Origin of the sequence: Ensifer adhaerens, from assembly GCF_000697965.2 — a bacterium.
GTDB classification, from domain to species: domain Bacteria; phylum Pseudomonadota; class Alphaproteobacteria; order Rhizobiales; family Rhizobiaceae; genus Ensifer; species Ensifer adhaerens.
Genome location: NZ_CP015881.1, coordinates 419,632 through 446,548, shown reverse-complemented (window position 1 = coordinate 446,548; position 26,917 = coordinate 419,632). Strand labels below are relative to the sequence as shown.

At 64.4% G+C, this 26,917-nt stretch carries 23 protein-coding genes; 17 read left to right on the top strand and 6 right to left on the bottom strand.

Annotation, left to right across the window (positions count from 1 at the left end; translation table 11 throughout):
• Positions 1-390 precede the first annotated feature (390 nt).
• Both FA04_RS21675 and FA04_RS21670 read right to left on the bottom strand, forming a co-directional pair.
• On the bottom strand, positions 391-1,422 hold the full coding sequence (locus FA04_RS21675) for an HAD family hydrolase (protein WP_034799720.1): 1,032 nt from the start codon (positions 1,420-1,422) through the stop codon (positions 391-393).
• A gap of 77 nt (positions 1,423-1,499) precedes the next feature.
• Positions 1,500-2,465, bottom strand: a complete 966-nt coding sequence (locus FA04_RS21670; protein WP_082573032.1) for a formylglycine-generating enzyme family protein — start codon at positions 2,463-2,465, stop codon at positions 1,500-1,502.
• A 277-nt stretch (positions 2,466-2,742) separates the two neighbouring features.
• Here FA04_RS21670 and FA04_RS21665 point away from each other — a divergent pair, with 277 nt between their 5' ends.
• The 10 genes from FA04_RS21665 (at position 2,743) to FA04_RS21620 (ending at position 15,585) form a co-directional block, all read left to right on the top strand.
• Positions 2,743-3,714 (top strand): AAA family ATPase, encoded by a 972-nt coding sequence (locus tag FA04_RS21665; protein ID WP_034799146.1) that lies wholly within the window; start codon positions 2,743-2,745, stop codon positions 3,712-3,714.
• A gap of 16 nt (positions 3,715-3,730) precedes the next feature.
• The gene (locus tag FA04_RS21660; protein WP_082573022.1) at positions 3,731-4,726 is read left to right on the top strand and encodes a DUF58 domain-containing protein; all 996 of its coding nucleotides are present in this window, start codon (positions 3,731-3,733) and stop codon (positions 4,724-4,726) included.
• Positions 4,727-4,755: 29 nt separating this feature from the next.
• A complete protein-coding gene (locus tag FA04_RS21655; protein WP_234798802.1) occupies positions 4,756-5,253 on the top strand; it encodes a DUF4381 domain-containing protein in 498 nt (165 codons plus the stop codon).
• Positions 5,240-6,244, top strand: a complete 1,005-nt coding sequence (locus tag FA04_RS21650; RefSeq protein ID WP_034799141.1) for a vWA domain-containing protein — start codon at positions 5,240-5,242, stop codon at positions 6,242-6,244. The genes FA04_RS21655 and FA04_RS21650 overlap by 14 nt, the downstream gene beginning before the upstream one ends.
• Entirely contained in the window at positions 6,241-7,812 is a 1,572-nt protein-coding gene (locus tag FA04_RS21645; protein WP_034799139.1) for a vWA domain-containing protein, read from the top strand. The genes FA04_RS21650 and FA04_RS21645 overlap by 4 nt, the downstream gene beginning before the upstream one ends.
• Positions 7,809-9,197, top strand: coding sequence for a BatD family protein (locus tag FA04_RS21640; RefSeq protein WP_051659482.1), 1,389 nt, complete (start codon positions 7,809-7,811; stop codon positions 9,195-9,197). Before FA04_RS21645 ends, FA04_RS21640 begins: the two co-directional genes overlap by 4 nt.
• Before the next feature lie 234 nt (positions 9,198-9,431).
• A complete protein-coding gene (locus tag FA04_RS21635; RefSeq protein ID WP_051659503.1) occupies positions 9,432-10,976 on the top strand; it encodes an arylsulfatase in 1,545 nt (514 codons plus the stop codon).
• 68 nt (positions 10,977-11,044) lie between these two features.
• Positions 11,045-13,600 (top strand): spermine/spermidine synthase domain-containing protein, encoded by a 2,556-nt coding sequence (locus FA04_RS21630; RefSeq protein ID WP_234798801.1) that lies wholly within the window; start codon positions 11,045-11,047, stop codon positions 13,598-13,600.
• A 204-nt stretch (positions 13,601-13,804) separates the two neighbouring features.
• Entirely contained in the window at positions 13,805-14,335 is a 531-nt protein-coding gene (locus FA04_RS21625) for an L-2-amino-thiazoline-4-carboxylic acid hydrolase (protein WP_034799136.1), read from the top strand.
• Complete coding sequence (locus tag FA04_RS21620; RefSeq protein ID WP_234798800.1) at positions 14,332-15,585, top strand: Zn-dependent hydrolase; 1,254 nt, start codon at positions 14,332-14,334, stop codon at positions 15,583-15,585. Before FA04_RS21625 ends, FA04_RS21620 begins: the two co-directional genes overlap by 4 nt.
• 69 nt (positions 15,586-15,654) lie before the next feature.
• Here the strand turns inward: FA04_RS21620 and FA04_RS21615 are convergent, their stop codons facing one another.
• Together FA04_RS21615 and FA04_RS21610 are read right to left on the bottom strand one after the other, a co-directional pair.
• A complete protein-coding gene (locus FA04_RS21615) occupies positions 15,655-16,332 on the bottom strand; it encodes an isochorismatase family protein (protein WP_034799134.1) in 678 nt (225 codons plus the stop codon).
• A 165-nt stretch (positions 16,333-16,497) separates the two neighbouring features.
• Positions 16,498-17,367, bottom strand: coding sequence for a pirin family protein (locus FA04_RS21610; RefSeq protein ID WP_034799131.1), 870 nt, complete (start codon positions 17,365-17,367; stop codon positions 16,498-16,500).
• A gap of 121 nt (positions 17,368-17,488) precedes the next feature.
• Between FA04_RS21610 and FA04_RS21605 the strand changes: the two genes are divergently transcribed.
• Complete coding sequence (locus tag FA04_RS21605) at positions 17,489-18,409, top strand: LysR substrate-binding domain-containing protein (protein ID WP_034799129.1); 921 nt, start codon at positions 17,489-17,491, stop codon at positions 18,407-18,409.
• Positions 18,410-18,426: 17 nt separating this feature from the next.
• Here the strand turns inward: FA04_RS21605 and FA04_RS21600 are convergent, their stop codons facing one another.
• A complete protein-coding gene (locus FA04_RS21600) occupies positions 18,427-19,656 on the bottom strand; it encodes an ROK family transcriptional regulator (protein ID WP_034799127.1) in 1,230 nt (409 codons plus the stop codon).
• A 232-nt stretch (positions 19,657-19,888) separates the two neighbouring features.
• On the opposite strand from FA04_RS21600, the gene FA04_RS21595 reads away from it, so the two are divergent.
• The 6 genes from FA04_RS21595 to FA04_RS21570 all read left to right on the top strand — a co-directional run bounded on the left by FA04_RS21595 (position 19,889) and on the right by FA04_RS21570 (position 26,069).
• Positions 19,889-21,127 carry an extracellular solute-binding protein gene (locus FA04_RS21595; RefSeq protein WP_034799124.1) on the top strand — a complete coding sequence of 413 codons (1,239 nt, stop codon included), beginning with the start codon at positions 19,889-19,891 and terminating at the stop codon, positions 21,125-21,127.
• 173 nt (positions 21,128-21,300) lie between these two features.
• Entirely contained in the window at positions 21,301-22,182 is an 882-nt protein-coding gene (locus FA04_RS21590) for a carbohydrate ABC transporter permease (RefSeq protein ID WP_034799121.1), read from the top strand.
• Positions 22,182-23,027 carry a carbohydrate ABC transporter permease gene (locus FA04_RS21585; RefSeq protein ID WP_034799119.1) on the top strand — a complete coding sequence of 282 codons (846 nt, stop codon included), beginning with the start codon at positions 22,182-22,184 and terminating at the stop codon, positions 23,025-23,027. The genes FA04_RS21590 and FA04_RS21585 overlap by 1 nt, the downstream gene beginning before the upstream one ends.
• A 5-nt stretch (positions 23,028-23,032) precedes the next feature.
• A complete protein-coding gene (locus FA04_RS21580; RefSeq protein WP_090426584.1) occupies positions 23,033-24,049 on the top strand; it encodes an SIS domain-containing protein in 1,017 nt (338 codons plus the stop codon).
• A gap of 2 nt (positions 24,050-24,051) precedes the next feature.
• Complete coding sequence (locus FA04_RS21575) at positions 24,052-24,987, top strand: carbohydrate kinase family protein (RefSeq protein WP_034799113.1); 936 nt, start codon at positions 24,052-24,054, stop codon at positions 24,985-24,987.
• Positions 24,984-26,069, top strand: a complete 1,086-nt coding sequence (locus tag FA04_RS21570) for an ABC transporter ATP-binding protein (RefSeq protein ID WP_034799110.1) — start codon at positions 24,984-24,986, stop codon at positions 26,067-26,069. Before FA04_RS21575 ends, FA04_RS21570 begins: the two co-directional genes overlap by 4 nt.
• A gap of 66 nt (positions 26,070-26,135) precedes the next feature.
• Here the strand turns inward: FA04_RS21570 and FA04_RS21565 are convergent, their stop codons facing one another.
• Positions 26,136-26,906, bottom strand: coding sequence for an amino acid ABC transporter ATP-binding protein (locus FA04_RS21565; RefSeq protein WP_034799101.1), 771 nt, complete (start codon positions 26,904-26,906; stop codon positions 26,136-26,138).
• Between the last annotated feature and the right edge of the window lie 11 nt (positions 26,907-26,917).

Below are 26,917 nucleotides of genomic sequence, written 5' to 3'. Positions count from 1 at the left end.
TCAGCGACGACCAGACACCGTTGCGGTCGGGGGGCCGGCTCGCCGGTCGGTGCTTGTGGCCAATCCGACCCTCGCTTACCTCTCCCCTGAGCGAAAAGTGGCACGAACGCCGATTTTCGGAAGTACGTAACAGTAACATTGGTCCGGATTGCCGGCACCTTGGCAATCTTCGCCTCGAATCCCATGATTCGGGCCGTCAGCGGCCGCACAGGCGGCACACGCGATATCGCGATCGGTGTTGAGAGATGTTCCGCGGCGGGAAAGACGAGCAAGAGCACCATCGTCCGCGCGACGATAGTCGACCACGGCCCCGCGCTAAAGTCGCGCTTGGCACTCGGCCCTCGCCCCAACATCGATCGCTGAGGCGCACGGCGCCAGCCGTGCAGCCACCTATTTGTCGAAGGCGTAGATCTTGCGCCAGTCGTTCTTCATATCGACCAGAAGCCAGTTCCGCTGCTCGGCCTCGGTCATCGCCTTGTCCAGCTTGCCGACAGGCGATTGCCGATCATAGGCCCATTCGCGCTCCCCGTCCGTATGGTGAACGATCATGCCGAAACGCGGGCCGGACCCCGCCGTTACCCAACGCAGCATCTCATAGTCGCCATCGGAATTACCGGCAGCGAAGATCGGGCGGCGGCCGATAAAGGTGTTGATCCCGACCGGCTTGCCGGCACCGTCGTCGATGAAGTCGATCTTGGGCTCCCGCATCAGCACCGGCGCGTCGCCGTCGAGTTCGTACTTCGTCGTGATGCTGCTGCCGACCACCTGCTCGGGTGGGATCCCATACATCTGTTCGGTCATCGGCCGCATGAATTCGATGCCGCCGCCCGAGACGATATAGGTCTTGAAGCCGCTTGCCCTGAGATAATCGAGCAACTCGCGCATCGGCAGAAAGGTGATCTCGTTATAGGGGCGATCGAAGCGCGGATGCCGGGCGGTCGCGAACCAATCCGTGACCGTTTTCGTGAACGCGTCCGTCGTCATGCCGGCATGGGTCGCCATGACCAACTCGACGATGCCTTTTTCGCCGGCGGCGGCAACGCCTGCCATGTCCCCCTTCAGCAGCGATGCGAAAGGCTCCTTGTCCTTCCATTCGGGGTGCTCGGGCGCCATCGCCTTGACGCGGTCGATGGCGAACATGCCCTGGAAATAGTTCGGCTGCTCGGTCCACAGCGTGCCGTCATTGTCGAAGACGGCGATCCGCTCTGCCGGCGCCACGAAATCGGCGCTGCCCTCGCTGGTGACCCGTGTGACGAAATCGACGATCTCGTTTTTCGCCTCGCCATCGTTCCACGAGGGCAGAATGTCGGCCGGCGCATCGGCCGCCACAAGGGCAACAGGTGAGGCGAAGGCCGCAACGAACGCGAGCAGCAGGCCAGCGAGCCTTGCGCGAAGCCGCGGTTTGCAAGCCCTTTCGTCCATCACGAACCCCAAACGCATCGCTGTTGCCGTCATCATCCATCCTCCTGGCGGAACGGTTTTCAAGTCCTCCGGCCGGATCAGGGCCGCCGAATGCAACGGAACCCAATATGGGTCGTCGCCGCGTTTTCCTCGTGCGCGTGACGCGCCGCCGGACGATACCGACGGCAATAGTTAGGCGCGCAGAGATGGGATCCGCCCTTCACGACGCGACGGGCGATATGGATCGTCGGCTGCCGCGGATCGAAACTCGCTTCCCGGTCCCCGCCCCGCGGATTGGCGGGTATGCAGCAGCTCTTTTGCGCCGGCGCAGGGTGGCGGGTGGACCAGTAGTCGCTGGTCCATTCCCAGGTATTGCCGATCATGTCGTAGAGGCCGTAGCCATTGGCGGGAAAGCTCGCGACCGGCGAGGTCCGCTCGAAGCCGTCGGGCTTCAGGTTTTCCGTCGGAAACATGCCGTGCCAGGTGTTTGCCATGAAACGTCCCTCGGGCACCAGTTCGTCCCCCCAGGCAAATTCCGCGCCTTCGAGCCCGCCTTTCGCGGCGAACTCCCATTCGGCCTCCGTCGGCAGGTCCTTTCCCGCCCAGGCGGCATAGGCCTTGGCGTCGAGGTAGGAGACCTGCACCACCGGATGGTCGAGTTTGCCGCGGATGTTGCTCTGCCGCCCATAGGGCCGCCGCCAGTCGGCGCCGAACTTGAAGTTCCACCATTGCGAAGGACTGTTGCTGGTCACCCGCTTCGGCGGGTCGAAGATCACTGAACCCGCCCGCATCATTTCCGGAAGCGCGCCCGGATAGTCCTTCGGATCGGGCGTCTTCTCCGCCTCGGTCACGTAGCCGGTCGCCTCGACGAAGGCGGCGAACTGCCGGTTGGTAACGGGCGTGACGTCGATCCAGAAGCCGTCAACTTTCACCGGATGGGCCGGCGCTTCCTCCGGATAGTGCTTGTCCGAACCCATGAGAAAGGTCCCGCCCTCGATCCAGATTTGCTCGCGGGCGCTGATCGCCGCGGGCGTTTCGTCGACAAGGGGCATTTTCGGGGACATTTGCATGTGGCTCTGATCTCCCTTGGCACCGTCGGCTAGCACGCGCGCGGACGGTCTGCACACGTTAGCGCCAAATGCCCGCTGCCCAAAGTACGTAACCGTTACGCAATCGCCCAAAGCCCTCGGGGCGCAGGCCGCGTGCCACAAGAGGTATCCGCCATCGCCGCTCAGGCCTTCGTTACTGTTACGTTCTTTCCAATTGGCCTGATTTAACAATAAGCTCTCGCGAAAGTTCATGACGACTGATGTTGCCGGCGGGGCAAGGGAGCAGGACTTCATGGGTGCACGCGACGATATCCAGCAACTCGGCAAGCGCATCGGCGAAGCGATCATCGGCCAGGAGGGCATGATCGAGCGCTTGCTGCTGGGGCTGCTCAGCAACGGCCATCTGCTGGTCGAGGGCCTGCCCGGACTTGCGAAAACCCGAGCGATCAAGAGCATGGCCAAAAACCTCGATGCGGAGCTTTCGCGCATCCAGTTCACACCCGACCTCTTGCCCGCCGACATCACGGGGTCCGAGATCTATTTTTCCGAGGGCGGCAAGGGCGCGTTCCAGTTCCAGGAAGGGCCGATCTTCGCCAATCTCATCCTCGCCGACGAGGTGAACCGGGCGCCGGCCAAGGTGCAATCGGCGCTGCTCGAGGCGATGGAGGAACGCCAGGTCACGATCGGCGGCAAGAGCCATGTGCTGCCCGATCTGTTCCTGGTCATGGCGACCCAGAACCCGATCGAGCAGGAAGGCACCTATCCGCTGCCCGAAGCGCAACTGGACCGCTTCCTCATGCACATCCAGGTGGATTATCCGGACGCAGCCTCAGAGGCAGACATCATGCGGCTCGTGCGCTCGGAGGAAACCAACGCCAAATCCAACAATCATGCGACGGAAAAGCTTGCCCAGGACGCGGTCTTTGCCGCACGCAAGGAAATATCGGCGATCACCGTTTCCGAAGCGATCGAGAACTACATCGTCGCGCTGGTGATGGCGACGCGCTATCCCGACAAGGTCGACAAGGATCTGGCCAAGTGGCTTCAGGTCGGCGTGAGCCCGCGCGGCGTCATCGGCCTCGATAAGGTTTCGCGGGCGCACGCCTGGCTGAACGGCCGCGATTTCGTCACGCCCGACGATGTGCAGGCGACCGTGCACAATGTCTTTCGCCATCGCCTGGTGCTTTCTTACGAAGCGCATGCCGGCGGCACCACCGCCAACCAGGTGATCGACCGCATCGTCGAGCTCGTCGCGGTCGCCTGAGGATGGAGGTTCGCCGATGGCCATATCCCTGCCGGCCCTCGCCCGCTCACGCGGCATCATAAAGCCACGCACCGCCGACGCCACCGGCGTCTACACCTCAGTGGACGCACTTGTCGGTCTCGAAGCGATGGCCCGCGATCTGACGTTCCTGCGCAAGGCGCCGGTGCGCCGCCTGCTTGCCGGCCGTCACGAATCACGCATGCGCGGCCGCGGACTTTCGTTCGAGGAACTACGCAACTACCTGCCCGGCGACGACATCCGCGCCATCGACTGGCGCGTGACGGCGCGCACCGGCAAGCCGGTCGTCCGCGTCTATGACGAAGAGAAGGACCGGCCGGCCCTCATCCTCGTCGACCAGCGCATCAACATGTTCTTCGGCAGCCGCCGCGCGATGAAGTCGGTCGCCGCGGCGGAAGTGGCAGCGCTCTCCGCCTGGCGCGTGCTGGCCCTTGGCGACCGTGTCGGCGGCTTCGTCTTCGGCGACGAGGAGGTGACCGAAACGCGCCCATACCGCAGCCGCGAAGCGGTGATCCGGCTCGCCGACAGCATCGTTCGCCACAATACCGCACTGCAGGCCGGTTCGCAGGCGCCGCATGGAGCCGAGCAGCTCGACGTCGTGCTGACGACCGTCGCCAACATCGCCCGGCACGATCACCTGATCATCGTCGTCAGCGACTTCGACGGCTACAGCCTCGAAACCCGCGACATGCTTTTGAAGCTTTCGGCCCACAACGATGTGATCTGCGTTCTGATCTACGATCCCTTCCTGCTCGAACTGCCGCGCAAGGGCGATATCGTCTTTAGCGGCGGGCTGCTTCAGGCCGAAGTGCAGTTCGGCCATGGCAATGTGCGCGAGGCGATCGACAGCTTTGCCCGCAAGCGCGGGCGAGCGCTGCGCGCCTGGCAGGAGGAGCTCGGCCTGCCCATGCTGCCGATCTCTGCGGCGGAAGAGGTGGCGCCGCAGCTGCGCACCATGCTCGGCCAACTCGCCAGCCGGCAGCGGAGGCGATGATGGCGACGGCGGCACCTGCGAGAGATCCGATGCTCGACGCCGCCCTTCGGCAGCTCGCGGATATCGCCTTGCCGCAGCCTGTCTCGATGATGCCCCAGACCAAGGCGTGGGCGGTGCTCGGCTGCATTATCCTTCTCATGGCGGCCTTTGCCTGCTGGCGCTGGTACCGGCGCTGGGAGGCCAACAGCTACCGCCGCGAGGCGCTCGCCGACCTCAGGAAGATAGAAGCCGGATTGGCCGCCACCGGATCGCGTGGCGAGGCGCTCGCGGCCCTGCCTGTCCTTTTGAAGCGGACCGCGCTCTCGATCTGGCCACGCGAAGCCATTGCCGGCCTGCACGGCACCGGCTGGACCAAATATCTCGACGCTCATTCCGGCGGTCCCGTCTTTCCGATCGCCTCTGCGCGTTTTTTCGAGGAAGCCGAGTATCGTGGCAGCCAGGCGCTCGCCGCGGTTCCGGAGGCTGAGGCAAAGGCCTACATCGCGGCAGCGCGGCACTGGATCGAGGCGCATCATGTACGTGCTTGACCACGCCTGGGCACTGATCCTTCTGCCGTTGCCCTTCCTTGTCTGGTGGCTGCTTCCGCCATACCGCGAGCAGTCGGCCGCCGTCAGGGTGCCGTTCTTCAAGGACATCACCGCGGCGGCCAATCTCGGTCCGACCGAAGGCTCCGTCGTTCCGAGAACCAATCTCGGCCAGAAGGTGATCGCACCCATCTGCTGGACGCTGATCGTGCTGGCGCTGGCGCGGCCGCAATATGTCGAGCCGCCGATCGAAAAGGTCGAACCGCAGCGCGACCTGATGTTGGCGATCGATCTGTCACAGTCGATGGACACGCGCGACTTTCGCGATCCCGCCGGCAACCTGCAGACCCGCGCCGAAGCGGTGCACGCGGTGGTCGCCGACTTCATCGACCGGCGGCCCAATGACCGGCTGGGCCTGATCGCCTTCGGCGATGCGCCCTATCCGCTGGTACCGTTCACGCTCGACCACAAGACCGTCAAGCTGATGCTGGCCGACAGCCTGCCGGGCATGGCCGGTCCCCGCACCGCCGTCGGCGATGCGATCGGGCTGGCGATCAAAATGTTCGACGCCAGCACCGCGCCGGACAAGGTGATGATCCTCTTGACCGACGGCAACGACACCGCCAGTAAGATGCCGCCCGACAAGGCCGCCGGCATCGCCGCCGAGCGAAAGGTGGTGATCCACACGGTCGGCATCGGCGATCCCAATGCTCAAGGAGAACAGAAGCTCGACACGGCGGCACTCCAGCAGATCGCCGAAGCGACGAAGGGGCGCTACTTCTTCGGCCAGGATCAGGCCGGTCTGCAGAACATCTACCAATTGCTCGACCAGTTGACGCCGGCAAACCAGAAGACGCTCTCCTGGCGGCCGCGCATCGAGCTGTTCTACTATCCGCTGGGTGCGGCACTCCTGCTGGTGCTCGCCTATCACGCCGTCATGTGGCTCCTATCCTCGCTCGGCGACCGGCGTCAGCGCCGGGAGGCAGCGCCATGATCGCGGATTTTCACTTTCTGCGGCCGCTGTGGCTGCTGGCGCTCGCCGCCGTCCCGCTGCTGATCTACCTCGTTACCCGGCGCGGCGATGTCCGCTCGCAGTGGCAGGACATGATCGCACCGCACCTGCTCGATCACCTGCTGATCGACAAGGGCGGGAAACGGCGTTTCCAGCCGGTGCACGTCACCGCCGCACTGATCGCCGTTGCGGCGATCGCAGCCGCTGGCCCGACCTGGCAGCGTGAACGGCCGCCCTTCGTCGAGGACACCGCACCTCTGGCAATCGCCATTGACCTCAACCCGACGATGAACGCGACCGATGTTTCGCCGACGCGGCTCGAACGCGCCAAATTGAAGGTCCAGGACATTCTCGACAGGAGGAAAGGCTCGCGCACCGCGTTGTTCGCCTATGCCGGCTCCGCCCACATGGTGCTGCCGCTCAGCGACGATGCCGCGCTGGTCAAATCCTACCTCGCCGCGCTGTCGCCGCAGATCATGCCCGTTGAGGGTAAGGACACAGCCAAGGCCTTGCAGGAGGTCGAAAAAGCGCTCGCCAACGAAACGGTGCCTGGCACCATCCTGTTCATGACCGACGGCGTCGAGCGTTCCGCCTTCCCGGCCTTCGGTGGGTATCAGGGGCGCAACTCGCTGATGGTGCTCGGCATCGGCACGGCAGAAGGCGGTCCGGTCAAGACGGCGGACGGCGGGTTCCTGACCGACGCCACCGGCGCGCATGTCAGGGCGAAGCTCGATGTCGACGGCCTCAAGGCGCTGCAGTCCGCATCCAAGGCCGAGGTGGCGTCGGTGACATCCGATGACGCCGACGTCAGCTGGATCATCAGGCGCATCCAGACGAATTTTGCAGCGAAGACGGCCGAAGGGCTGACGCGCTGGCACGATCTCGGCTGGTGGCTGACGATTCCGATTGCCGTCTTCGGCCTCTTCTGGTTCCGACGCGGCTGGACCATACGCTGGGCGGTCTATCTGCTCGCGGCCACTTCGCTCATGGGCAGCGAACGGGTGGAGGCGGCGGACAATCGCTTTATCGACCTCTGGCTCACTCCGGACCAGCAGGGCCGTCGCGCCTTCGAACAGGGCGATTTCCAGGGGGCCTCTGAAACGTTCGCGGATCCCGCCTGGCGCGGCGCAGCGCTCTACCGCGCCGGCCGTTTCCAGGATGCGATCGACGCCTTTGCCGAGAGCGATACGGCGGAAAGCTACTACAATCAGGGCAATGCCCTCCTGCACCTCGACAAGGCCGAGGAGGCGATCGCCGCCTACGAGCAGGCGCTAAAGCGCCGCCCCGACTGGACCGACGCCCAAAAGAACCTCGAGATCGCCAAAAAGCGCAAGGCCGACAAGGACAAGCAGGAACAGGACGCACAGCAGGAACAGGCGGGCATTGACCCGGACCAGGCCCAGTTCGACGACAAGGGCAAGAAGGGAACGGAAGCGACCGTTCAGGGCGGACCGCAGACGGCCGACATGTGGATGCGCAACATCCAGGTGTCGCCGGCCGACCTGCTGGCACGAAAATTTGCGATCGAAGCAAAGGAGGCGGCCCCGTGACAGCCCTCGCCGCCCTGCCGCGGCTGATCATCTGGCTCCTCGGCCTGTCGCTTTGGCTTGCAGGCACGGCCTTCGCCGCCAATCCCTTTGCCCGCGCGACGCTCACGACCAAGGCGCCGATTTATGCCGGCCAGCAGATCGAGGTCGACGTCGACGTCTTCGTGCCGAACTACTTCCTTTCGCCGCCGCAGTTTCCTCTGTTCGATCTTCCCGGCACTGTTGTCACCATGCCCGACGAACGCGGCATGAACCTCAACGAGACCGTCAACGGCGAGGCCTTCTCAGGCATCCGCAAAACCTACGCGATCACCCCGCAGGCGGCAGGCGACTACGTGCTGCCGCCCGCCGTCATTCCGTTCGGCTATGCCGCCGTACCCGGCCAGATGAGCAAGGGTCAGGTGACGTTGCCTTCGCTCAAGTTCACGGTCGAAGCCGTTCCGCAAGGCGCAGGTGGAGAGGCCGGCGTCACCGCCGGAGAAATCACCCTCACGCAGTCTTTCGACCGGGATCCCGCGGGGCTAAAGGCAGGCGATGCCCTGGTGCGGACCATCACCATCCGCGCCGCCGGCCTGGCGCCGATGATGATCCCCGAACCGACCTTCGACGCCCCGGCGGACGTGCAGCTTTACCGGCACGATCCGGTGCTTTCGGAGGAGCGCACGTCACGCGGGGATATCACGGCGGGACTGCGCAAGGACGTGGCAACCTACGTCTTTGCAAAGCCCGGCACCTACGCGCTTCCAGCGATCAGCCTGCCCTGGTTCGACCCGGCGAGCGGATCGATGCAGACGGCCGAGGCGGCCAGAGTGACCGTTAACGTCAACGCTGCCCCAACGGCTGCGCCCGCACTCGCCCCGCCTGCGCCGCCGCCCGCTGAGGAACCTTTCGACTGGTTGTGGTGGCTCGGCGTCGCGGCATCGATCGCCGCTCTCGCGGCGCTTATCCAGTTGGCCGCCAATCTGTTCGGTCGCCTCGAAACCTGGCTGGAAACCGCGCTCGAGCAGAGGGCGCAATCCGAGGCCACGGCATTTCGCCACGTGCTCGACGCCTGTCGGGATCACGACCCCACGCGGCTGGAGACGGCGCTCGACCATTGGTCACGCCGGACTGGCAACACGCCGCTCTCGCGCTGGCTCGACAGCTTCGCCGACCCGGCGACGGCAGACGCTTTTGCCGATTATCGCCGCAGCCGCTATGGCAGCAGCAGCTCCCATCAGGGCGGGCCAGATCTCCTGCGGTTACGCAGCGGTCTGAACGTGGCGAGACAGCGCTGGCTGGCGGAAACCTCCGCCGATGGCGGCGGCCCGACATCGGACTTGCCCGATCTTAATCCCGGTCTGGAGGCCGCGCCGCCAAGGCGCTTCGGAGCCGTGGGCCGGACCTGATTTACCCGCCGTCGCCGACCTTCGTAACTGTTACGTACTTACCCGCGGACACCCGCCGGTAGAAGTTGAATCGGTAAATCCGAAACTTTGCCTGCATTCCGAGAGCGATTGCTTGCTGCCTCAGGGAGACATGAGATGAGTATCGATCTGAAAAACCGGCTTGGCCGGCTCGCCGCGTGTACCATCGGGCATGCCGCGAAACCGAAAGCGCTGGCGCTCGCCGGCACCGTGCTTATGTCGTCGATTTCCGCCTCCGCGCTGCCGGCCTTCGCGCAGGATGCCGCCAAGCCCAACATCCTCGTCATCTTTGGCGACGATATCGGCCAGACCAATATCAGCGCCTACTCCTTCGGCGTTGTCGGATACAAGACCCCGAACATCGACCGGATCGCGCACGACGGCATGATGTTCACCGATTACTACGCCGAAAACAGCTGCACCGCCGGCCGCTCTACCTTCATCACCGGCCAGACCGTGCTGCGCACCGGCATGTCCAAGGTGGGCGTTCCCGGCGCTCCGGTCGGACTCCAGGACCGCGACGTGACGATCGCCCAGGCGCTGAAAGCCCAGGGTTATGCCACCGGTCAGTTCGGCAAGAACCACCTCGGCGACCAGGACCGTTTCCTGCCGACGGCACACGGCTTCGACGAGTTCTTCGGCAACCTTTATCACCTGAATGCCGAAGAAGAACCGGAACGCCCATACTGGCCGAAGGACGATCCGGCTTTCCTCAAGTCCTATGCCCCACGCGGCGTGCTGCACTCCTTCGCCGACGGCAAGGTCGAGGACACCGGAGCGCTCAATTCCAAGCGCATGGAGACCATCGACGACGAGACGACCGCGGCGGCAATGGACTTCATCAAGAAGCAGACGGAAGCAAAGAAGCCGTTCTTCACCTGGATGAACACGACACGCATGCATCTGTTCACCCATGTGCGCGACCAGTACAAGGGCCAGAGCGGAATGCCCGGCAACGACTATGCCGACGGCATGATCGAGCATGACGGGGACGTCGGCAAACTGCTGGACCTGCTCGACGAGCTCAAGATCGCCGACAACACCATCGTCGTCTACACGACCGACAACGGCCCCAACCAGTTCTCCTGGCCGGATGCGGCGACCACGCCGTTCCGCAGCGAAAAGGACTCGAACTGGGAAGGCGCCTTCCGGGTACCGGCAATGATCCGCTGGCCCGGCAAGATCAAGCCGGGCGTTTCCAACGAGATGTTCTCGGGTCTCGACTGGTTCCCGACGCTTTTGGCTGCCGCCGGCGACAAGGACATCAAGGAACGTCTGCTGAAGGGTACCGACCTCGACGGCAAGACATTCAAGGTTCATCTCGACGGCTACAACCAGTTGCCCTACCTCACCGGCGAGCAGCCAAAGAGCGCACGCAAGGAGTTCTTCTACTTCAACGACGACGCCAAGCTCGTCGGCATGCGCTGGGACAACTGGAAAGCCGTCTACTGCGAAATGCGCAAGCCGGGAGGTTTCGACGTCTGGCAGGATCCCTTCACCTGCCTGCGCGCACCGAAGATCTTCAACCTGCGGATGGACCCCTATGAGCGGGCGGACATCGTCTCCGATCAATACAACGACTGGCGAACGAAAAATGCCTATCTCTTCGCCCAAGCGGTCGGGAAATCCGCCGCGTTCCTCGAAACCTTCATCGAGTATCCGCCAAGCCAGAAGCCGGCAAGCTTCTCGGTCGATCAGATCGAAGAAAGCGTGCACCAGAAGATCGACGAGATCCTGGCGAAGTCCCAACCTGCCCAATAACACTCTCGAAGGCGGCGCCTGGTGTGCCGCCTTCTCTTCCTGCCTTTGTTAAGAGATGGCGTGCCGCAATGACGAAGACCGTTCCGCCCGCTCGATCGGTAATTTTCGAGGAGTCGAATGAGGGCACCTCGGCGGCAAAGCGGACGCACATCGCTCCGGCAGCCGCGGCATTCCTGCTCTTCCTCTCCGGCACCGCCGCTCTGGTCTTCCAAGTTCTCTGGATCAAGCAGCTTTCGCTGGTCACCGGCGTCGATGTCTATGCGGTCAGCACCGGGGTCAGCGCCTTCTTCCTCGGCCTTGCGCTCGGCAGTTTTGTCCTTGGCCGTGCCGGCGACCGTTCCCGCCAGCCGCTCCGCCTCTATGCCCTGCTTGAAACCGGGGTCGCCATACTCGGCGCCGGCGTCACCTTCATACTTTCCAGAATCGCGCCGGTCTTCGTCGCGATTGAGGGCACCAGCCCGCTCGCCGCCTGGGCCCTGCTGGTCCTGATCGTGGCGACGCCAGCCTTCCTGATGGGTGGCACCCTGCCGGTCCTGCTGCGGGCGCTAAACGCCTCAGCAGGCAGCGTCGCCGCGAAGGGCGGCAGGCTCTATGCCGCCAATACGCTCGGCGCGATCGCCGGGTGCCTGGCGGTCTCTTTCGTTCTCATTCCCGCCCTCGGCGTTCAGGCGACAGGGCTTGCGGCAGCGGGGCTCGGCCTTGTCGCCGCAGCGATCGCGCTTTCCCTGAATGTGCCTATCGCCCGGGAACCTGTTCAAGGGACACTCCCTGGGGAAACGCGTAGCGCTAACGGTTCGCGGCTGGCGCTTGTCCTCTATGCCATCGCCGGCGGTATCGCCCTTGGCTATGAAGTGGCCTGGTCGCAGGCGATCGTGCAGTTCATCTCCACCCGCTCCTTCGCCTTTTCCGTGGTGCTTGCCACCTATCTTTCTGGCCTTGCCCTCGGCGCCGCCCTTTTTGCGCGCCGGAGCGAGCGCCTGTCCGACCCCTGGGGGGCCTTCGGCTTGTTGATCACGCTCGCCGGCCTGGTGGCGCTCGCCGAACTTGCGCTGCTTGGCCCCTGGCTGACGGCGCTGCAGACCAGCGCTGAGGCCGCCGTCGCCGACGTCACCGGTAGCATCTTTGCCGGCATGTGCGCGCGCTTCCTCGTCGCCGCACTGACGATCGTCTTTATCCCGACGCTGATCCTCGGCGCCGCCTTCCCGGTCGCCCTCGGGCTCGCCGTCGACCCTGAACACGCCGGCCGCGACACCGGCCGGGTTCTTGCCTTGAACACGCTCGGCGGCATTTTCGGCACGCTTCTGACCGGCTTTGTGCTGATCCCGTCTCTCGGTATCGTCAGAAGTTTTTCCGTCCTCGCCATTGCCGCAGCCGCAATCGGGCTCGTCGCCGTCAGTCGCGGACAGGGCGGCTGGATGGGCCGGCGGCTACTCGCACCGGCTCTCGGCACCCTCACCGTGCTGATCGCCGTCATCGTGCCGTCGGATCGGCTGGCGAGCCTGCTCAACCTTTCGCGCGGCAATGGCACGATCGTTTCCTATGAAGAGGGTCTCGGCGCCACCGTCGCCGTCATCGAACAGGGGCAGCCCGACCGCCGTTTCCGCCGCCTTTACATCCAGGGCGTTTCCAACACCGGCGATGCCATGCCGTCGCTGCGCTACATGCGGCTGCAGGCGCTACTGCCGCTCGTCATCCACAAGGGCGAGCCGAAATCGGCTCTGGTCATCGGTCTCGGTACCGGCATCACCGCCGGTGCGCTGCTCGCCTATCCCGGCCTCGACCGGCGCGTTGCCGCCGAACTCCTGCCCTCGGTCGCCCGCGCCTCGACGCTCTTTGCCGGCAACTTCAATGCGGCTGGCGATAGCCGTCTCGACGTGCGCGTAGCCGACGGCCGGCGCGAACTGATGCGGAGCCAATCCCGCTACGATCTGATCACGCTCGAACCGCCGCCGCCCTCGGCCGCCGGCGTGGTCAACCTCTACTCGTCCGACTTCTATCGCCTGGCGCGTGAGCGCCTCGCGCCGAACGGGCTTGTCGCGCAATGGCTGCCGATCGCCACTCAGAACGACGAGGACACCCGCGCGCTCGTGCGCAGCTTCCTCGACAGTTTCCCGCATGCGACGCTCTGGTCGACCGAACTGCACGAGATGCTGCTCATTGGCTCCATTGAGCCGCAGGAGCTTGACGCTTCCCGCATTGCCGCCCGGCTCGCCGACCCGACGCTTGCAGCAGCGCTTCGCGACGTCGGCATTTCCGGACCGGCCGACCTGCTCGCGACCTGGATGTCCGATCGCACCGGGTTGGAGCGCTATGCCGGTTCGGCCCTGCCGGTCACCGACGACCAACCGCGGATCGAATATGCAAGCTGGGTTCGCCCCGACGAGTTGCAGCGCACGCTGCCGGCCCTGGTTGCCCTCCGCAGCAAGGCTCCGCTTCTCGGCGCGGACCCGGCGTTCGACAAATCCGTGACGGATGCCCACAACCGGCTGATGCTGTTCTACCAGGCCTCGCTGAATGCCTATGCCGGCTACCGCGACGAGTGGGCGCGCGACATGGAATTGCTGATGCGCGTAGAGCCGACCAATCCCTATTACCGCTGGTTCGTTTCAAGCAGCGAGCGCTGACGGCACAGCGCCGATTCCGGGCGCTACACCACGCGGCTATGCATATTCCCCAAAAAGCGGGAATGATTCCTGCGCGGTCGGAGATTGGCGCAAAATATTTGCACAGCATTCGATCGTTCCGGTACGGATTTGCAACACGGAAGCATCGACAGCGTAGTAAACTGCCCCTGTTCTTCTGCCCCTAGGCAGACAGGGAGGCATTGCATGGAAAAGACGGACAATCAAAACGCCGACTCGCGCGTCGCGATGGATGGCGAGATCGGAATTCTCGCGCGCCGCCGCATCGAGGCCGGCATCATCGCGCCAATCTATGAGGCGATGCGCGAGGAGATCGGCGAGGAGCGCGCCCAGGCGATCCTCGACAAGGCGATCACCAAGGCCGCGATCGAGGCGGGCCGGACCTTTGCCGCCAAGACACCCGGCGGCACCAACCTGCGCACCTTCCAGGAACTTCAGGATCTCTGGACCCAGGACGACGCGCTGGTCATCGAGGTCACCAAGGCGACGGACGAGGAATTCCACTACAACGTCAAGCGCTGTCGCTACGCCGAGACCTATCGCGAGATGGGCCTCGGCCATATCGGACACCTGCTGTCCTGCAACCGCGACGGCGTCTTCTGCACCGGCTACGACCCGCGCATCACGCTGGAGCGCACCCAGACTGTAATGCAGGGCGCCTCCCATTGCGATTTCCGCTATCGGCTCAACAAGGACGCGCCGGAGCAGCAGAAATGAGCGCCGAAGCCATGCGCAGCGAAACCAGCCGCATCAACACGCCGGCGACAAGCGGCGACCGGCTGTGGGCCGACATCGTCTCGACCGCGCGCTTCGGTGCTGCGGACAAGGGCGGGGTCACGCGGCTGACATTGACCGAGGAGGATCGTGAAGTCCGCGACTGGTATGTCGCGGAATGCCGCGCGCTCGGCTGCACGGTCGAGATTGACCCCATCGGCAACATCTTTGCGACCTATGCCGGCGAGGACATGTCGCTGCCGGCGATCGCCGTCGGCAGCCATCTCGATACCCAGCCGCAGGGCGGCCGCTTCGACGGCATCCTCGGCGTGCTCGCCGGTGTCGAAATCCTGCGCACCCTCAAGGAAAGCGCCACCCGGCTTCGCCATCCGCTCGTGGTCGTCAACTGGACGAACGAGGAAGGCTCCCGCTTCTCGCCGGCAATGCTGGGCTCCGGCGTCTTTGCCGGCGCGCTGGCGCTCGATGACGCCCAGGCGCGCACCGACCGCGAAGGTGTCACGGTCGGTTCGGCGCTCGATGCGATCGGCTATCGCGGCAAGGCCAAGATCGATCCGGCTTCCTTTGCCGCCTATGTCGAGCTCCATATCGAGCAGGGGCCGCTGCTCGAAGCGTCGGCGACCGAGGTCGGTGTCGTCACGGGCATCCAAGGGCTGCGCTGGTTCGATGTCACCATCACGGGCACGGAGGCGCATGCGGGCAGCACGCCGATGGCGCAGCGCGACGATGCACTTGTTGCGGCGGCCGAAATCGTCCTTGCCGTCCGCGACATCGCCCGTCAAAACCCGCCGGGTGTCGGCACTGTCGGTTTCGTCGAGGTGGGGCCGAATTCGCGCAATGTCGTGCCCGGTTCCGTTCGGCTCCAGATCGACATGCGCCATCTTTCCGAGACGGGGCTCAATCAGATGCAAGCGGCCCTTGAAGACGCTGTCTGCAAGACTGGGCCAGGTGTCGCCTTGAACCACATCTGGTCGAAGGCGCCTGTCGTTTTCGATCCGGCGATCGTGAACGCCGTGCGCGCCAGCACGGAAGCGCTCGGCTATTCGGCGACCGACATGGTCTCCGGCGCCGGGCATGATGCCGCCCATATCGCGACAATCACCCCGACTGCCATGATCTTTGTGCCATCCAAGGACGGGCTCTCGCACAACGAGGCGGAATATACCGCGCCCGAGGAATGCGCCCGCGGCGCAGAAGTGCTGTTCCAGACCATTCTGGAAATCGACCGCCGCTAATCATCAAGACAAAACACCCACGGCAGGATATCTGCCGTGGGTGTTTCATTCTCTTGCCCGCCGCGGGCCTTAGCCGCGCTGCGAGTCGAGCTGTTCCTGATCCTTCTCGACCTGCTGGGCCTTGAGGTAGCTTTCGATCAGCAGCTGATATTCCGGGAAAATCTTGGTGTAGATCTCGGCCCACTGCTGGGCGTCGTCGCGGTGCCATGTGCGCTGCAGTTCGGAGGCGACCGCTGCCGTATCCATCGGCACCACCCCGGCCTGAACGACACGGGCAAGGGTAATCTCCTCAGCCATCTTCGAGTAGGTGCCCGAAGCGTCGACGACCACGAAGACCTTGTAGCCGTCATGCACGGCGCTGATCGCCGGGAAGGCCATGCAGACGCTGGTGATCGTGCCGGCGATGATCAGGGTCTTGCGGCCGGTTTCCTTGACGGCGGCGACGAAGTCCGGATTGTCCCAGGCGTTGATCTCGCCGCGGCGGGCGACATACTTGGCATGCGGGGCATTGGCATGGATTTCCGGGATCAACGGGCCGTTCGGGCCCTGCGGCACGGAGGCCGTGGTGATGACCGGCATTTTCGTCAGCGTCGCCATGCTGGCAAGCGCTGCCGCATGGGCCCGAAGCTTCGGCATCGGCATGTCGTTGACGGTCTGGAACAGGCCGCTCTGGTGGTCGATCAAAAGCATCACCGCATCATCGGGATCGATAACCGGGCGCTGTCCGTTGAAGTTTGCAGGTGTCATGGTCTTGCTCCTTGCTGGCTTGATTGCATGGCTGCATTCGGGAAGCAGGCATGCGTTCGGGTTCCCCGAAGCGCATGCGCTTCGGCGTTGGGATTGAGGGGCGGCACCGCCCGGTCTCCTGTTCAGTCGTGGTTCATTCCGTGTTCGCGATGCGGTCTCGCGCGGCTAAACGCTCGCGATCTTGCCGAATCGACCGGACTGGAAGTCCGTCATCGCCTGCCTGATTTCCTGTTCGGTGTTCATGACGAAGGGGCCGTACATGGCGACCGGTTCGTCGATCGGTTCGCCGGTCAAGATGAGCGCCGTCGCATCCGAATTGGCGTCCAGCGTAATGCCGCCCCCGTCGCGGCCGAAGAGAACGAATTGCGCCTCTCCCACAAGATCGCTACCGTTGACGAGCACATTACCGCGCAGGACCGCGAGGCCGAGCGAATGGCCCTCGGGTAGATCGAGGCTGAGCGAGCCTCGCTGCTTCAGGCGCAGGTCCCAGAGGTTGATTGGCGTGAAGGTGCGCGCCGGCCCTTGCGTTCCGGCGTAGCTTCCGGCGATCACCCTGAGCGATCCCGCACCATCCGGCAGGCTGACCGTCGGAATGTCGCGATCGAGCAAGGTCTGGTAGCCGGGATCGACACTCTTGTGGGCGGCCGGCAGGTTGACCCAGAGCTGCACCATTTCGAGCGTGCCGCCTTCGCGTGTGAAGCGCTCCGAATGGAACTCCTCATGCAGGATACCGCCCGCAGCCGTCATCCATTGCACGTCACCCGGACCGATATGGCCGCCATTGCCGGCGGAGTCGCGATGGTCGACCTCGCCCTGGTAGACGATCGTCACCGTCTCGAAGCCGCGGTGCGGATGCACACCGACGCCGCGCGGCGTGACACCAGGGGCAAAATTCATCGGCCCAGCATAGTCGAGCAGAAGGAACGGGCTCACATGATCGCCGGCGCGGTCGCGCGCCAGCAGCGAACGGACCGGGAAGCCATCACCAACCCAATGCGGATGCGCATTCCCGAAGATGCCGAGTATCTTTCTCATGGCTGTTTCTCCTTGGTCTCGCCATGTCAGCGAGAGCGTTGGAGGGAAGATACGTCTGCACCAAATCTGGCGGTAGACAGCCATATCGGTCTACAGTGTCCTGAAAACAGGACAAACGCCCATGCAGGATTTGAACGATCTCAAGCTGTTCGTCGACGTCGTCGAACAGAACGGCTTTGCCGCCGCGGCCCGGAAACTGAACATGCCGCGCTCGCGCCTGAGCCGTCGCATCGGCCTTCTCGAAGCGCGCCTCGGGGTGCGGCTGGTGCAGCGCTCGACGCGCCACTTCGTCATCACCGAGATCGGACGGGAATATTACCGCCACTGCGTCGCCATGCTGGTGGAGGCCGAGGCGGCGCAGGAAATGATCGACCGCACCCGTTCCGAACCGCAGGGCGTGGTTCATGTCAGCTGCCCGTCGTCGGTCGTCTATTTCCAGGTGGGCGAGATGATCGCGCGCTTCATGGCCGAATGCCCGAAGGTCGAGGTGGTGCTCGAAAGCACCAATCGCCGCGTCGACGTCCTGCGCGAAAGCATCGATGTCGCCATCCGCGTGCGCTTCCCGCCGCTCGAGGAAAGCGATCTCGTCGTCAAGCGGTTCGCCGAGAGCAAACAAAGGCTGGTCGCCAGCCCCAGGCTGCTTGCCGGTTTGAGCAACCCGCCGGCACCGGCGGATCTCGGCGGCCTGCCGAGCCTTGCCTGGAACCCCGACCGCCAAAGCCACGACTGGCGGCTCGACGGTCCCAACGGCGCGACCGCGATCGTCCGACATCGGCCACGCCTCGTAACCGAAGACATGGTGGCCCTGCGGCTCGCCGCGCTCAACGGCGTCGGCATCTGCCAGCTGCCGACCATGGTCGTGCGGCAGGACCTGAAGGACGGCACGCTTGTCGACGTGCTGCCCGATTGGGCGCCGAAGGCCGGCATCATTCATGCTGCCTTCCCGTCGCGGCGCGGCCTGCTTCCCTCCGTCCGCGCCCTGCTCGATTTTCTCGGCACCGAATTTGCGGAACTCGCCCGTCTGGACGAACCCCGGACCTGATCGTCTAAAGCCGGCGGTCAGACGGCGGCGCCGGCCCGGGTCTTGAGGATCGCGGAAAAGCGCGGATCGAAGGTCCGGCTGATCGGCTCGGCGGCAGCGCCGATCGCCACCGCCCAGGGGTCGGTGAAGCCGACCTGCAGCCGAGGAAGTGTACGGTCTCGCCGGTCGGCGATCGACGGAAGCAGCGGCATCATCGCGTCGGTCAACAGGCGCGCAAGGCCCGGCGGCAGGCCACCGCAGAGGATCACCGTCTGCGGGTCGAAGATCGTTTCCAGCGCCTGAACAGCCGCGCGCATTTCAAAGGCAGCGGCGTCGATCCACCGCAGCAGCCTTTGGTCGGGGCTCTCTGCCACAGCATCGATGCGTGCATAGAGGTCCGGATCGGCCGGGTCGAGGTCGAGAAGCTTGCACAGCGAAGCGATCGAGGCGCGGTGTTCGAGCGGCATGCGCTCGTCGGAGCTGGCCCCGCGCGGCAGGCTGAGGATCATGCCGATCTCGCCGGCATTGCCGTTCGCGCCGCGATAGAGTTCGCCGTTGAGGATCAGGCCCGCGCCGAGGCCATAGCCGAAGTAAATGCAGATCGCATGATCGACGCCATGCGCCGCCCCGACCATACGCTCGGCGGTGGCGGCTGCAGCGGCGTCATTCTGCAGGCCGACATCGAGCCCGGTGCCCGCGGCAAGCGTTTCGAGCAACGGAAAGTTCTGCCAGGCGGCCATCATCCAGGGGTCGTCGGCATCGGCCTCCACGCCGAAGGGACCCGGCATGGCAGCACCAAGCCCGACCAGGCGATCCTCCGAATGCGGCGCAAGCGCCGTCAGGTCACGGCGGGTCTTTTCGATCAGCTCCAGGATGGTCCTGACCCCGGTCGCCGGCCCGCCGGCCGGCAGGTTGGCCTCGCCGCGGGCGAGCACCCGGCCGACGAGATCGACCGCGATCGTACGCGTCACGTGCCGGTCGATCTGCAGCCCGATTGCGAACGCGCCTTCCGGCACCAGCCGGTAGGGCGTCGAAGGCTGCCCGCGGCCATTACGCACTGCTTGCAGTGACTCGACCAGCCCGTCGCGCTCCAGATCCTCGATGATGTTGGAAACGGTCTGCTTCGTCAGCGCCGTCGCGCGGGCAAGTTCCGCGCGGGACAATTGGCCGTTCAGTCGCAACGCGTCGATCATGACGCGGCGGTTATGCGCGCTCGTCCCCTCCTGATTGGTGCCGCTCTTCGCCCGGATCAGGCGCATATCGTTCATCCAAAAACCCCTCTTGACACTGTTAGAATATTGAACAAAAAATAAGTCAAGACAATTGACTTAATAGAAGCCGAAAAGAGCTTCGGGGGAACGACAGCGGCGGCAGGACCGACCGCGAGCGCTCCAATTGTTATGTCGACAGCCGCTTTGTGAAGAGCGGACTTCTCGCATGCGGCGTGCCGCATAAGGCATGCCGGGAAATCTGAAACGCTTATGTCATTGGGAGGTAGGAATGTTGAAATCCATAAGAACGACGCTGCTTTGCGCGACCCTTGCCGGCGTCTCATTCGCTGGCCACGCGCATGCTGAAACGACGCTCAACGCACTGTTCATGGCGCAGGCCGCCTATAGCGAGGCGGATGTACGCGCCATGACCGAGGCCTTCACCAAGGCCAACCCGGATGTGAAGGTCAATCTCGAATTCGTTCCCTATGAAGGCCTGCACGACAAGACCGTGCTGGCACAGGGCTCCGGCGGCGGCTACGACGTCGTGCTCTTCGACGTGATCTGGCCGGCCGAATATGCCGCCAACAAGGTGCTCGTCGACGTCACCGACCGCATCACCGACGAGATGAAGTCCGGCGTGCTGCCCGGCGCCTGGACGACGGTCGAATATGACGGCAAGCGCTACGGCATGCCCTGGATCCTCGACACCAAGTACCTGTTCTACAACAAGGAAATCCTGGAGAAGGCCGGCATCAAGGCACCGCCGAAGACCTGGGACGAGCTTGCCGAACAGGCCAAGGTCATCAAGGACAAGGGTCTGCTCGCAACCCCGATCGCCTGGAGCTGGTCGCAGGCCGAAGCCGCGATCTGCGACTACACCACGCTTGTCAGCGCCTATGGCGGCAAGTTCATCGATGGCGGCAAGCCGGCCTTCACCTCTGGCGGCGGTCTCGACGCGCTCAACTACATGGTGACGAGCTACACCTCGGGCCTGACCAACCCGAACTCCAAGGAATTCCTGGAGGAGGACGTGCGCAAGGTGTTCCAGAACGGCGAAGCCGCCTTCGCTCTCAACTGGACCTACATGTACAACCTCGCCAACGATCCGAAGGAAAGCAAGGTCGCGGGCAAGGTCGGCGTCGTGCCGGCACCGGGCGTGGCCGGCAAGAGCGAAGTCTCGGCTGTCAACGGCTCGATGGGCCTCGGCGTCACCTCGACCAGCAAGAACCCGGACGATGCCTGGAAGTACATCGTCTACATGACCTCGCAGCAGACGCAGAACACCTACGCCAAGCTCAGCCTGCCGATCTGGGCCTCCTCCTATGAGGACGCCAGCGTCACCAAGGGCCAGGAAGAGCTGATCGGTGCTGCCAAGCTTGGCCTCGCTGCCATGTATCCGCGTCCGACGACCCCCAAGTACCAGGAACTTTCGACCGCCCTTCAACAGGCGATCCAGGAAGCGCTTCTTGGCCAAGCCTCGGCCGAAGACGCCCTGAAGACGGCGGCCGAAAACAGCGGCCTTTGAGCCGCCCTCCCAAGCCCCGGGCGGGAAACCGCCCGGGGACCGCGGGAATTGGCGGCGCCGCCGCAACGCTTTAACACTTTGATTTGGCGCATCATTCGCTTGGGTCGATTACGGTCCGGGGCAATATGCGATAGCATGACGGGGCTCCCTAGGCCCGAGAAGGTTTCCATCCTATGTCCGGCACCTGGATAACAACGCGCGCATGGCTGCTCATGCTGCCACTGCTGGCGGTGATGATCGCCGTCATCGGCTGGCCGTTGATCGACACGATCAGGCTTTCCTTCACTGACGCCAAGCTCGTCGGCACCGAAGGCACGTTCGTCGGCTTCGACAATTATGCCAAGATGCTTGGCGGCTCGAATTTCCAGCGTGCGTTCATCACGACGACCTGGTTCGCGGTCGTCTCCGTTACCGCCGAAATGGTGCTGGGCGTGCTCGCAGCCCTGCTGCTCAACCAGCAATTCCGCGGCCGCACGGCGCTCAGAGCCCTGATGATCCTGCCCTGGGCGCTGCCGACCGTGGTCAATGCCACGCTGTGGCGGCTGATCTACAACCCGGAATACGGCGCGCTGAACGCCGCCCTGTTGCAGTTCGGAGTGATCGACAGCTACCGCTCCTGGCTCGGCGAACCCGGTTCGGCGCTGGCGGCATTGATCGTCGCCGATTGCTGGAAGAACTTTCCGCTGGTCGCGCTGATCGCGCTTGCCGCCCTCCAGGCCGTGCCGCGAGATATCACCGCCGCCTCGCTCGTCGATGGCGCGGGGCCCTTCAACCGTTTCCGCTACGTGATCATGCCCTATCTCGCAGGCCCGCTGCTGGTTGCGCTGGTGCTGCGCACCATCGAGGCGTTCAAGGTCTTCGACCTCATCTGGGTGATGACGCGCGGTGGTCCGGCCAACAGCACCCGCACCCTGTCGATCCTGGTCTATCAGGAAGCCTTCTCCTTCCAGCGGGCGGGATCCGGCGCGTCGCTGGCGCTGATCGTCACCCTGCTCGTCACCGTGCTCGCCGTTGCCTACGCGGCCATGGTGCGCAAAGCCGCGGGAGCCTCGTGATGGAACGCCAAAGCCCACTCTTTACCGTTTTCGTCTATGCGGCAGCGCTGCTCTTGGCGGCAATCATTCTCGCCCCCATCCTCTGGCTCTTCGTCATGAGCATCTCGTCGGCCGCCGACCTCTCGGCGAAGCCGCTCAACTGGTGGCCGGAGGAAATCGACCTCTCGCGCTACCGGCTGCTTCTGTCGACGATCGAGAACAGCGCGGGTGCGGCCTTTACCGCTTCGCTGTTCAACAGCCTGAAGGTCGCCGGCATGGCGACGCTGGCAGCGATCGCGGTCGCCATTCCGGCCGCCTGGGCGGTGTCGCGCACGTCAAATGTCTCCTGGTCGCTCTATGCGGTGATCGCCACCTACATGCTGCCGCCGGTGGCGCTCGCAGTGCCGCTCTACATGGGGCTTGCCTATCTCGGGCTTCTGAATTCTGTGTTCGGCCTGGCCCTTGTCTACCTCACCATTCTGGCGCCCTTCACCACCTGGCTGCTGAAATCCGGCTTTGATTCCATCCCCAAGGAGATCGAGAGTGCCGCGATGATCGACGGCGCCCGCCTCGACCAGATCCTGAGGCTCATCACCCTGCCGCTCGCAGCACCCGTCATGGCGACATCGGCACTCTTTGCCTTCCTGCTTGCCTGGGATGAATTCTTCTACGCGCTGCTCTTCACGTCGGACCTGCGCGCCAAGACGCTTACGGTTGCCATTTCCGATCTCGCCGGCGGCCGTGTCTCCGATTACGGGCTGATCGCCACAGCCGGGGTGCTGGCCGCCCTGCCCCCGGTACTGATCGGCCTCGTCATGCAACGTGCCCTGATCTCCGGGCTTACCAGCGGCGGTGTGAAGGGATGACGGCCATGACCACTTCGGAACGCCCCGCAGGGCTCGCCGCAATCGATCGTGAAATGGCGTGGCAGGCCGCCGATGCGGTCGCCTCCGTCCGCGGCGCAGCGCCGCGCGCCGCAGAGATCGCCCGCTCGCTGAAAGCGACCGGCAAACTCTTGCTGCTCGGCATGGGCGGCTCGCATGCGGTCGGCCGCGCTGTCGAACCGCTCTACCGCGCTCATGGCATCGACGCCGTCGCCCTGCCGCTTTCAGAGCAGCTCGGCCAGCCGCTGTCGATCGAGGACAAGACGATCCTCATCACTTCGCAGTCCGGCGAAAGCGCCGAAGTGCTGCGCTGGTTCGCCGAGACCGATGGCGGAACGCCGCACACGTTCGGGTTGACGCTGGAAGGTGGCTCCTTCCTCGCAAGCAACGCGCCTTCGCTGGTCGGCGTCGGCGGCACCGAAAAGGCCTTTGCTGCTACCCGCAGCCTGACAATCAGCTTCGCCCTGCACCTCTCCGTCCTCGCAGCCCTCGGCGATGACACCGGCGAAGCGCTTTCCGCGTTGGAAAACCCGCAATCGCCGGATACGTCCGCAGCGCTTGCGGCCCTGAGCAACGTCCGCTCCGTCGTCACCTCAGGCCGTCGCCTGCAGGGCCTCGCAGAGGCGATCGGTCTCGGCTTGACCGAACTCTCGCGCCTGCCCTGTTTCTCGCTCGAAGGCGGTCAGCTCCGGCATGGGCCTATGGAAATGCTCGGCCCTTCGGTTGGCGTCGTTCTCTTCCGTGGAGCGGATGCAACCGCCGGGCTCGTTCGCGCTATGGCGATCTCGGCCGCCGAAGCCGGTTCGCCGGTCATCGTCTTCGACGCTTCCGGCGAGGCGGCGAGCGATGGTGTCACCACCATTCCCTTTGCGCCGGCCACTGGCCTCGCGGCAATCTTCGCCATGCTGCCGGTCGCGCAGTCCTTCATGATCGCCTTTGCGGCGGCCCGCGTCGAGAATGCCGGCACTCCGGTGCGCTCGACCAAGATTACCCGGAGCGAATAACGATGCGTCCTCTTGCCGTGGTCGGCAACGCCAATGTCGACCTCATCCTCGGGCCGGCGGCCCCCTGGCCGAAAGCCGGAACCGAAATCATCGTCGACCATGACGAGTTGCGCGTCGGCGGCTGCGCCGGCAACAGCGCGCTCGCCTGGGATTCGCTCGGCGTCGACTACGCAATCGCAGCCAATGTCGGCAACGACCAGTTCGGCACCTGGCTGAGGCAGGCCTTTCCCGAGCGGTCCGTGTCCTGGCCGGTCGAAAGCGTCGGCACCACGCTCTCCGTCGGCATCACCCATCCGGACGGCGAGCGCACCTTCTTCACCACGCGCGGACATCTGCCGCTCCTCACCTTCGAGGAAGTCTGGGCGATGCTCGACGGCAAGAAGCTGCGCGGCGGCTACGCGCTTCTGACCGGCTCGTTCCTGACGGACGCATTGACGGCCGAATACGATCGTTTCTTCGACTGGGCCGATGCGCACGACATTGCGGTGGCACTCGACACTGGCTGGCCGCTCGACGGCTGGACGGAGGCGAACTGCGCCGCGACCATCGGCTGGATGAAGCGCTGCCGGCTCGCGCTGTTCAACGAGGTCGAAACGACGACGCTGACAGGTGTCACCGACCCGGCCGAGGCGGCACGCGAACTCCGAAAACATATGCCCGAAGGCGCGATCGTCGTCGTCAAGCGCGGACCACACGGCGCGATCGCCATTGACGCGGAAGGCCGCCTTTCATCGTCGCCAGCACCCGTCGTCACCGTGGTCGATACGATCGGCGCCGGCGACGTCTTCAATGCAGGCTTCCTCGCGGCACTTGCCGCCGAGATGCCGCTCGAAGCCTGTCTGCGCACCGGCGTCGCCATCGCTTCCGAGGCGATCTCCACCCTGCCGCGCAGCTACGGCCAACCGCTTTCGTCCTACCTTCAGGAGACCGGCGCATGAGCGCACTTGCGATTGAGAACATTCACAAGCGCTATGGCGAAGTCGAGACGCTGAAGGGCATCGACATCGCGCTCGAAAGCGGCGAGTTCCTGGTCCTTCTCGGCTCATCCGGCTGCGGCAAGTCCACGCTTCTCAACATCATCGCCGGACTGGCGGAGCCAAGCGGCGGCGACATCCGCATCGGCGAGCGCTCAATTCTTGGCGCGCATCCGAAGGATCGCGACATCGCCATGGTGTTCCAGTCCTATGCGCTCTACCCGAACATGAGCGTTGCGCGGAACATCGGCTTCGGCCTGGAGATGCGCAAGGTTCCGGTCGCCGAACGCGAGAAGGCGGTAAAAGAAACCGCCAAGCTGTTGCAAATCGAGAACCTGCTCGAGCGCAAGCCAAGCCAGCTCTCCGGCGGCCAGCGCCAACGCGTCGCGATCGGCCGCGCACTGGTGCGCAATCCGCAGGTCTTCCTCTTCGACGAGCCGCTCTCCAACCTCGACGCCAAGCTGCGCATGGAAATGCGCACCGAGCTCAAGCGCCTGCACCAGATGCTGAAGACGACTGTCGTCTACGTCACCCACGACCAGATCGAGGCGATGACGCTTGCGACCCGTATCGCCGTCATGCGCGACGGGAGGATCGAGCAACTGGGCACGCCGGAACAGATCTACGACCGGCCCGCCACGCTCTATGTCGCCGGCTTCGTCGGCTCGCCGCCGATGAACATCTTGGATGCGACTGTTGCTCAGGGTCAGGTGACGATCGCCGGCGGTGATCAGGCAATCGCCCTGCCGTCCCATTTTCGCGGTGTGGTCTCCGATGGTCAGCGCGTCAAGATCGGCATCCGCCCAGAAGCGCTGCGGCTGGCCTCCAGCGACGAGACTGGGCCGCAATTCAAGGCGCGCGTCGAAGTGGTCGAACTGACAGGCCCAGAACTTGTCACCACGGCACGGATCGGTGAGCAGCGCATCACCGCCTGCCTGCCACCGCGCAGCTCGCTTCTGGCCGGTGACGAGCGCGCCTTTAGCATCGAGGCGGATGCGCTGCATCTCTTTGATCCGCAAAGCGGCCGGTCGCTGGCGAAAGGCTGAGCCTTTCGCGACGAACAAGAGCCGACCGTCGCTGCCGCGGCGGCCGGCCCGATCATAGCCCCCACATCAATTGAACGACGAGCTTTTCAGGAACTCCGCCAGGCGCTCGGTCTGCGGCTTCACGAACATTTGCTTCGGGTTGCCCTCTTCGCCGATGCGGCCCTGGTTCATGAAGATCACGCGCGTCGAGACCTCATAGGCAAAGCGCATTTCGTGGGTGACGAGCAGCATGCTCATGCCGTCTTCGGCAAGCCCCTTGATCACCTGCAGCACCTCGTTGACGAGTTCCGGATCGAGCGCCGAGGTCACTTCATCGAACAGCATCAGCTTCGGGTTCATTGCGATCGCCCGGGCGATCGCCACGCGCTGCTGCTGGCCGCCGGAGAGCTGGCCGGGATAGTGATCCATGCGTGAGAGCAGCCCGACACGGTCCAGCCATTTCTCGGCAACCGCCCGCGCCTCATCGCGTCCCATACCGCGGACCTTCATCAGGCCGAGCATGATGTTTCTGGCCGCGGTCATATGCGGGAAGAGGTTGAACTGCTGGAAGGCCATGCCGGTCATCGCCCGCTGGCGGGCGATTTCCTTTTCCTTCTTGCGGCGGCGTTGGCCGCCCACGGTCTCGTAGCCGATCTCCTGGCCGTCGATGCGGATCGAGCCGCCCTGGAACTCCTCCAGCATGTTGATACAGCGCAGCATCGTCGTCTTGCCCGAGCCGCTGGAGCCGATGATGGAGATGACCTCCCCTTGTGCCATGGTGCAGTCGACGCCCTTCAGCACTTCGACGGCGCCGTAGCGTTTGTGGAGGTCACGGATTTCAAGCAGTGTCTGGGTCATCGGAGCCGAAG

Coding starts and splice junctions, on each gene's coding strand:
- FA04_RS21645 (WP_034799139.1), top strand. CDS start 6,241: ATGATCGCGGATTTTCACTTTCTGCGGCCGCTGTGGCTGCTGGCGCTC.
- FA04_RS21610 (WP_034799131.1), bottom strand. CDS start 17,367: ATGAGAAAGATACTCGGCATCTTCGGGAATGCGCATCCGCATTGGGTT.
- FA04_RS21625 (WP_034799136.1), top strand. CDS start 13,805: ATGGAAAAGACGGACAATCAAAACGCCGACTCGCGCGTCGCGATGGAT.
- FA04_RS21670 (WP_082573032.1), bottom strand. CDS start 2,465: ATGTCCCCGAAAATGCCCCTTGTCGACGAAACGCCCGCGGCGATCAGC.
- FA04_RS21650 (WP_034799141.1), top strand. CDS start 5,240: ATGTACGTGCTTGACCACGCCTGGGCACTGATCCTTCTGCCGTTGCCC.
- FA04_RS21575 (WP_034799113.1), top strand. CDS start 24,052: ATGCGTCCTCTTGCCGTGGTCGGCAACGCCAATGTCGACCTCATCCTC.
- FA04_RS21620 (WP_234798800.1), top strand. CDS start 14,332: ATGAGCGCCGAAGCCATGCGCAGCGAAACCAGCCGCATCAACACGCCG.
- FA04_RS21635 (WP_051659503.1), top strand. CDS start 9,432: ATGTCGTCGATTTCCGCCTCCGCGCTGCCGGCCTTCGCGCAGGATGCC.
- FA04_RS21595 (WP_034799124.1), top strand. CDS start 19,889: ATGTTGAAATCCATAAGAACGACGCTGCTTTGCGCGACCCTTGCCGGC.
- FA04_RS21565 (WP_034799101.1), bottom strand. CDS start 26,906: ATGACCCAGACACTGCTTGAAATCCGTGACCTCCACAAACGCTACGGC.
- FA04_RS21585 (WP_034799119.1), top strand. CDS start 22,182: ATGGAACGCCAAAGCCCACTCTTTACCGTTTTCGTCTATGCGGCAGCG.
- FA04_RS21630 (WP_234798801.1), top strand. CDS start 11,045: ATGACGAAGACCGTTCCGCCCGCTCGATCGGTAATTTTCGAGGAGTCG.
- FA04_RS21605 (WP_034799129.1), top strand. CDS start 17,489: ATGCAGGATTTGAACGATCTCAAGCTGTTCGTCGACGTCGTCGAACAG.
- FA04_RS21655 (WP_234798802.1), top strand. CDS start 4,756: ATGCTCGACGCCGCCCTTCGGCAGCTCGCGGATATCGCCTTGCCGCAG.
- FA04_RS21590 (WP_034799121.1), top strand. CDS start 21,301: ATGTCCGGCACCTGGATAACAACGCGCGCATGGCTGCTCATGCTGCCA.
- FA04_RS21600 (WP_034799127.1), bottom strand. CDS start 19,656: ATGAACGATATGCGCCTGATCCGGGCGAAGAGCGGCACCAATCAGGAG.
- FA04_RS21580 (WP_090426584.1), top strand. CDS start 23,033: ATGACCACTTCGGAACGCCCCGCAGGGCTCGCCGCAATCGATCGTGAA.
- FA04_RS21660 (WP_082573022.1), top strand. CDS start 3,731: ATGGCCATATCCCTGCCGGCCCTCGCCCGCTCACGCGGCATCATAAAG.
- FA04_RS21665 (WP_034799146.1), top strand. CDS start 2,743: ATGGGTGCACGCGACGATATCCAGCAACTCGGCAAGCGCATCGGCGAA.
- FA04_RS21570 (WP_034799110.1), top strand. CDS start 24,984: ATGAGCGCACTTGCGATTGAGAACATTCACAAGCGCTATGGCGAAGTC.
- FA04_RS21675 (WP_034799720.1), bottom strand. CDS start 1,422: ATGGACGAAAGGGCTTGCAAACCGCGGCTTCGCGCAAGGCTCGCTGGC.
- FA04_RS21615 (WP_034799134.1), bottom strand. CDS start 16,332: ATGACACCTGCAAACTTCAACGGACAGCGCCCGGTTATCGATCCCGAT.